Origin of the sequence: Thiohalocapsa sp. (assembly GCF_019695415.1) — a bacterium.
GTDB lineage: Bacteria > Pseudomonadota > Gammaproteobacteria > Chromatiales > Chromatiaceae > Thiohalocapsa.
Genome location: NZ_JAIFKJ010000590.1, coordinates 3,810 through 8,595 on the forward strand (window position 1 = coordinate 3,810; position 4,786 = coordinate 8,595).

Sequence of the window (4,786 nt, forward strand, 5' to 3'; positions counted from 1 at the left end):
TTCTTCCTGCCTCGTGGGCTCGGAGAGGTTCATATGTGACCGGCTCATTTCGAGCTGCTGCTCGGGCAGGGCGACACCGCCTTGCACCAGTGCGATGTCTACTGGGTCTTCCTCGCGTAGGAGCCGCTCGAGATTATCCACACTGCCCTTGCTCTCCCGGATCTCCAGAGTGATGTCGTAGGCGGCAAGGGCGTGTCGATAGCGCTCGGCGTAGCGCATATAGGCGCCTCCCGGTTGACCCGCCGCCATGACGATCGTCTTGGGCGGTGCGGGCTGCACGAACTGGCCTGCGAGCCAGAACCCGAGGATGACGAGCAAGGCGCCGCCGCCGAAGAGCCCCGCCGTCTCCAGCCTGCCACTGCGGCGCAGCCTGTGCCATGAGCGCCTTGCCGGCGACGCAGGCGATCGCTCGGCTTGCGTTGGGTTGGCGGCAGCGCGGGCGGGCATGATTGAGCGGGGCGTGATGGCGGAGTGCGGCACCGGTGCGCGGCCTGCCGGCGGCAAGGTAACGATCAGCGCGCACCCGGGGAGACCAAACCCCACATTATGCAACAGTGCGGGCAACCCCGGGGAGCGGGCCTGGCGAAGTCTCCGCCGCGCGGCGGCTCGGAGCGTCGTCGTGCGCCAAAGACAGCCAGTGCCGGCGGCAGCGAGCCAAAGCAATAGGCCGAGCTGACGCTCCCAGCCAACGAGCCCAGCAACTGGGGTCCATCAACCGGGGTCCATCAACTGGGGCCGCGGGCCGATGCCTTGAATTAGCAACCACTGATACCAGTTGAGCGGGCACCGTGGGCGCCTTCGCGACAGCGCCCAACAATCAAGCCACAGCGCTACCCAGGCAGCGTGACAGACACAGATTGCGGCCCACCCAATGCCGGGCGGCCACCTGAGACAACGGAGTTACCCATGTCCGCACCCACCAACGAGGCCGTCGAGGCCGCCCTGAAAGACTACGTTGAGCCGCACCTCGGCCGCGACCTCGTCAGCACCAAGTCCGTCAAGTCCATCGACGTTGAAGGCGACCAGGTCAAGGTCAAAGTGACCCTTGGCTTTCCGGCCAAAGGCGCTGCCGATGCCATCGCCGCAGTGGTTAAGGAAAAAGTCGAGGGCATCGATGGCGTCTCCGCGGCGCAGGTGGACGTGGACTGGGAGATCCGCTCCCACTCCGTACAAAAATCTCTAAAGCCCATCGACAACATCAAAAACATTATCGCCGTCGCCTCCGGTAAGGGGGGCGTGGGCAAATCCACCACGGCGGTCAACCTGGCGCTCGCGCTGTCCGCCGAAGGCGCCACGGTCGGCATCCTGGATGCGGACATCTACGGCCCCTCGCAACCGCGCATGCTGGGTGTCTCCGGCAAGCCTGAGTCCAAGGATGGCAAGAGCCTGGAGCCCATGACCAGCTATGGCCTCCAGACCATGTCCATCGGCTTCCTCATCGAGGAGGAGACGCCGATGATCTGGCGCGGTCCCATGGTCACCCAGGCCCTGGAGCAGCTGCTGAACGACACCAACTGGTCCGATCTCGACTATCTGGTCATCGACCTGCCCCCCGGCACCGGCGACATCCAGCTGACGCTGGCGCAAAAGGTGCCCGTGTCCGGTGCCGTTATCGTCACCACGCCCCAGGACATCGCGCTCCTGGACGCCCGCAAGGGCCTCAAGATGTTCCAGAAGGTGGAGGTGCCCGTGCTCGGCGTGGTGGAGAACATGTCCATCCACATCTGCTCCAAGTGTGGCCACGAAGAGCACATCTTCGGCGAGGGCGGCGGTGCCGCCATGGCCGAGCAGTACGGCATCCAGCTCCTGGGCTCGCTGCCGCTCGACATCCACATCCGCGAGGAGACCGACTCCGGCAAGCCGAGCGTCGCCGCCGACCCGGACGGCCGTATCTCGCAGATGTACCGGGAGATTGCCCGCAAGACGGCGGCCAAGCTCTCGCTTCAGGCCAAGGACTACGCCGCGAAATTCCCGCGGATCGTCATCCAAAACAATTGACCCCGACTCCTTAGGCTCCGGCCGGTTTGGGGCCGGCTTCAGACGGGTTGCAGCCGGTGCAGATGTCGTCCGACGGCGATGCCGCTGCCGACGACACCGAGCAGGGCGCCTAGGCCCATCAGGCTCAGAGACTGGTGCAGATCGAGCCCGGCCAGGCGTAATTGGGCATCGTAGAGTGCCGCGACGCGGCCGACGGGCGCCTGCAGCAATGCCATGGCAGCGTCCACCAGGCCCCACGAGAGGATGGCGCCGAGGAGCCCGTACCAGGCGCCGGCATAAAGGAAGGGACGGCGGATGAAGGCGCCGGTGGCGCCGACGAGATCCATGATCTGGATTTCGTCGCGCCGATTCTCGATCTCCAGTCGGATGGTGTTGCCCACCACCAGCACGACGCCCAGCGCCAGCATCGCACCGAGCAGCAGGGCACCCTCGCGCAGCAGCGACAGGATGGCCTGCAGCCGTTTCACCCATTGGGCATCGGCCTGGGCGAAGTCCACGCCGGGCAGGGCGGCGAGGCCCTCCAGGAGGGCGTTCACGTCGTCGCCGCCGGTGACCTGGGCCGCCGGGTAGACCGCCAAAACCACGGGCAGCGGATTGCCCGGCAGCTGGGACAGGGCACCGGCGAGGCCGCTGTATTGGCGAAATTCTGCAAGGCCCTGCTCGCGCGAGATGACGTCGACTCTGCCGATATCGATGCGCGTGCGCAACGCCGCGGCCAGCTGCTCACCTGCGGCCTCGTCGATGTTCGGCGCGAGGAAGAGCGACAGCGCGGCGCCGCGGCGCCAGTCGCCGGCGAGGCCCTCCAGGTTGTCGGTGATGACCAGCAGCGTCGCTGGCAGTGCCAGCGCGATGGCGATGGCGGCAACCGTCATCAGCGTCGCTAGGGGTGCACGGATGAGCCGGTCCAGCGTGTCGGTGGCCGCACGCCTGTGGTCGGCGGCCCAGGTGGCCAGGCGGCGCAGCCAACGGGGTCCGCGCGGCTTCATTGGCAGGGCCTCTGTGCCAGACGCCGGATGCTCATGCCGGGGGGGCGTGGCGAGGCTGATGGACCGGCTGGCGGGGCTTCAGGGTCTCCGGGTCCGCGGAGTCTGCGATGAGCCGGCCCTGCTTCAGGACCAGGGTGCGATGCCCCATCGCCTGGATCAGCTCCAGGTCGTGGGTGGCGATGAGCAGGCTCACGCCCACTTCGACGAAGCGTTCGAAGAGCCGGAAGATCTCCCGTGACAAATCGGGGTCTAGGTTCCCGGTTGGCTCGTCGGCAAGGATGACCTCGGGGCGGCCGACCACCGCCCGCGCGATGCCGACACGCTGCTGCTCGCCGCTGGAGAGGGTCAGGGGCAGAGCGCGCTCGAGCTTGAGCAGCCCCACCTGATCCAGTGCCGCGCGCACCCGCTTGGCCGTTTCATTGCGGGGCATGCCGGTAGTCACTAGCGGCAGAGCAACATTGTCAAACACGGTGCGCTCGCCGAGCAGGCGGTGGTCCTGAAAGACCATGCCGATGCGCCGACGGTGCGCCGGGATGCGCCGGCGGGGGAGCCGGGCGAGGTCCTCGTCGCCGACGCGCACGCTGCCGCGGGTCGGGCGCTCCAACAGGCCGATGAGCTTGAGTAGGGTGCTCTTGCCGGCGCCGGAATGGCCGGTGAGAAAGGCCATCTCGCCCGGCGCCAGGCGGAAGCTCAGGTCCTTGAGCGCGTCGCCGCGTTCAGGGTAGCGCTTGCTGACGTGCTCGAATTCGATCATGGCGAGTGACGAGTGACGAGTGACGAGTGACGAGTGGCGAGGTTCGAGGGTCGAGGTTCGAGGAAGGGGCGGGAGCTGAGTCAGTCGGGGTGTTGGCTGGGTCCCCTCGCTCCTCGCCCCTAAAGAGTCAAGGCGCCATCAGCGCATCGAGAAAGACATCGGCCTCGAAGGGCTTGAGGTCTTCGATCTTCTCGCCAATGCCGATGAAGCGAAACGGCACCTGAAGCCGCTCGGCGATGGCGAACAGGATGCCGCCCTTGGCGGTGCCATCGAGCTTGGTCAGGGTAATGCCGGTGAGGGGCACCGCCTCGTTGAACTGGACCGCCTGGTGCAGCGCGTTCTGGCCGGTGGTGGCGTCCACCACCAGCATCACCTCATGCGGCGCGTCCGGGTCGATTTTCTTCATCACCCGGACGATCTTCTTGAGCTCTTCCATGAGGTTCGTCTTGGTATGCAGGCGGCCGGCGGTGTCGGCGATGAGCACGTCACAGCCGCGGGCCGTGGCCGCCTGTAGGGCGTCATAGATGACCGAGGCCGGATCTGCGCCCGTGTGCTGGGCGATGACAGGCACGTCATTGCGCTCCCCCCAGACCTGCAACTGCTCAACAGCGGCCGCGCGAAAGGTGTCGCCGGCGGCGAGCATGACCCGGTTGCCCTCGGCCTGGAGCTGCTTGGTAAGCTTGCCGATGGTCGTGGTCTTGCCGACACCGTTGACGCCCACCATCAGGATCACCTGCGGCTTGCCCGGCGCCGGCTGGCGCACCGGGGCATCCGCCTGGTGGACGATCTCCGCCAGCTGCCGGCGCACCGCCTCCAGCAGGCCGCGGGGGTCCGAGACCTCGCGCAGCTTCACGCGGTAGGCCAGGTCCTCGATGATGCGGGTAGTGGCCGGCACGCCCACGTCGGCGGCGACCAAGAGCATTTCCAACTCTTCCAGAAGGTCCTCATCGATCTCCTTGCGGCCCGTCATCAGCTCGGAGATGTCCGCATTCAGCACCTCCCGGGTGCGGGCCAGGTTCTGGCTCAGCATCAGGGTGAAGCGGAAGAC

The 4,786-nt window shown here is 66.9% G+C and carries 5 protein-coding genes; 1 reads left to right on the top strand and 4 read right to left on the bottom strand.

All coding sequences use genetic code 11. The features are described 5' to 3' along the window. Nucleotides 1-318, bottom strand: a 318-nt coding sequence (locus I6U14_RS16225; RefSeq protein WP_296900586.1) for a hypothetical protein, incomplete at its 3' end; no start/stop codon positions are given. A 588-nt stretch (nt 319-906) separates the two neighbouring features. Here I6U14_RS16225 and apbC point away from each other — a divergent pair. Beyond that, a complete protein-coding gene (apbC, locus tag I6U14_RS16230; protein ID WP_296900588.1) occupies nt 907-1,998 on the top strand; it encodes an iron-sulfur cluster carrier protein ApbC in 1,092 nt (363 codons plus the stop codon). A gap of 38 nt (nt 1,999-2,036) precedes the next feature. Here the strand turns inward: apbC and ftsX are convergent, their stop codons facing one another. The 3 genes from ftsX to ftsY all read right to left on the bottom strand — a co-directional run. Beyond that, entirely contained in the window at nt 2,037-2,984 is a 948-nt protein-coding gene (ftsX, locus tag I6U14_RS16235) for a permease-like cell division protein FtsX (protein WP_296900591.1), read from the bottom strand. Nucleotides 2,985-3,015: 31 nt separating this feature from the next. Beyond that, a complete protein-coding gene (gene ftsE, locus I6U14_RS16240) occupies nt 3,016-3,738 on the bottom strand; it encodes a cell division ATP-binding protein FtsE (protein ID WP_296900593.1) in 723 nt (240 codons plus the stop codon). Between the two features lie 127 nt (nt 3,739-3,865). Then, the coding region (ftsY, locus tag I6U14_RS16245) for a signal recognition particle-docking protein FtsY (protein ID WP_296900596.1) at nt 3,866-4,786 on the bottom strand (921 nt) is incomplete at its 5' end.

Bases quoted from the DNA above. Each gene is read 5' to 3' on its own strand.
- apbC (WP_296900588.1), top strand. From the start codon at position 907: ATGTCCGCACCCACCAACGAGGCCGTCGAGGCCGCCCTGAAAGACTAC.
- ftsE (WP_296900593.1), bottom strand. From the start codon at position 3,738: ATGATCGAATTCGAGCACGTCAGCAAGCGCTACCCTGAACGCGGCGAC.
- ftsX (WP_296900591.1), bottom strand. From the start codon at position 2,984: ATGAAGCCGCGCGGACCCCGTTGGCTGCGCCGCCTGGCCACCTGGGCC.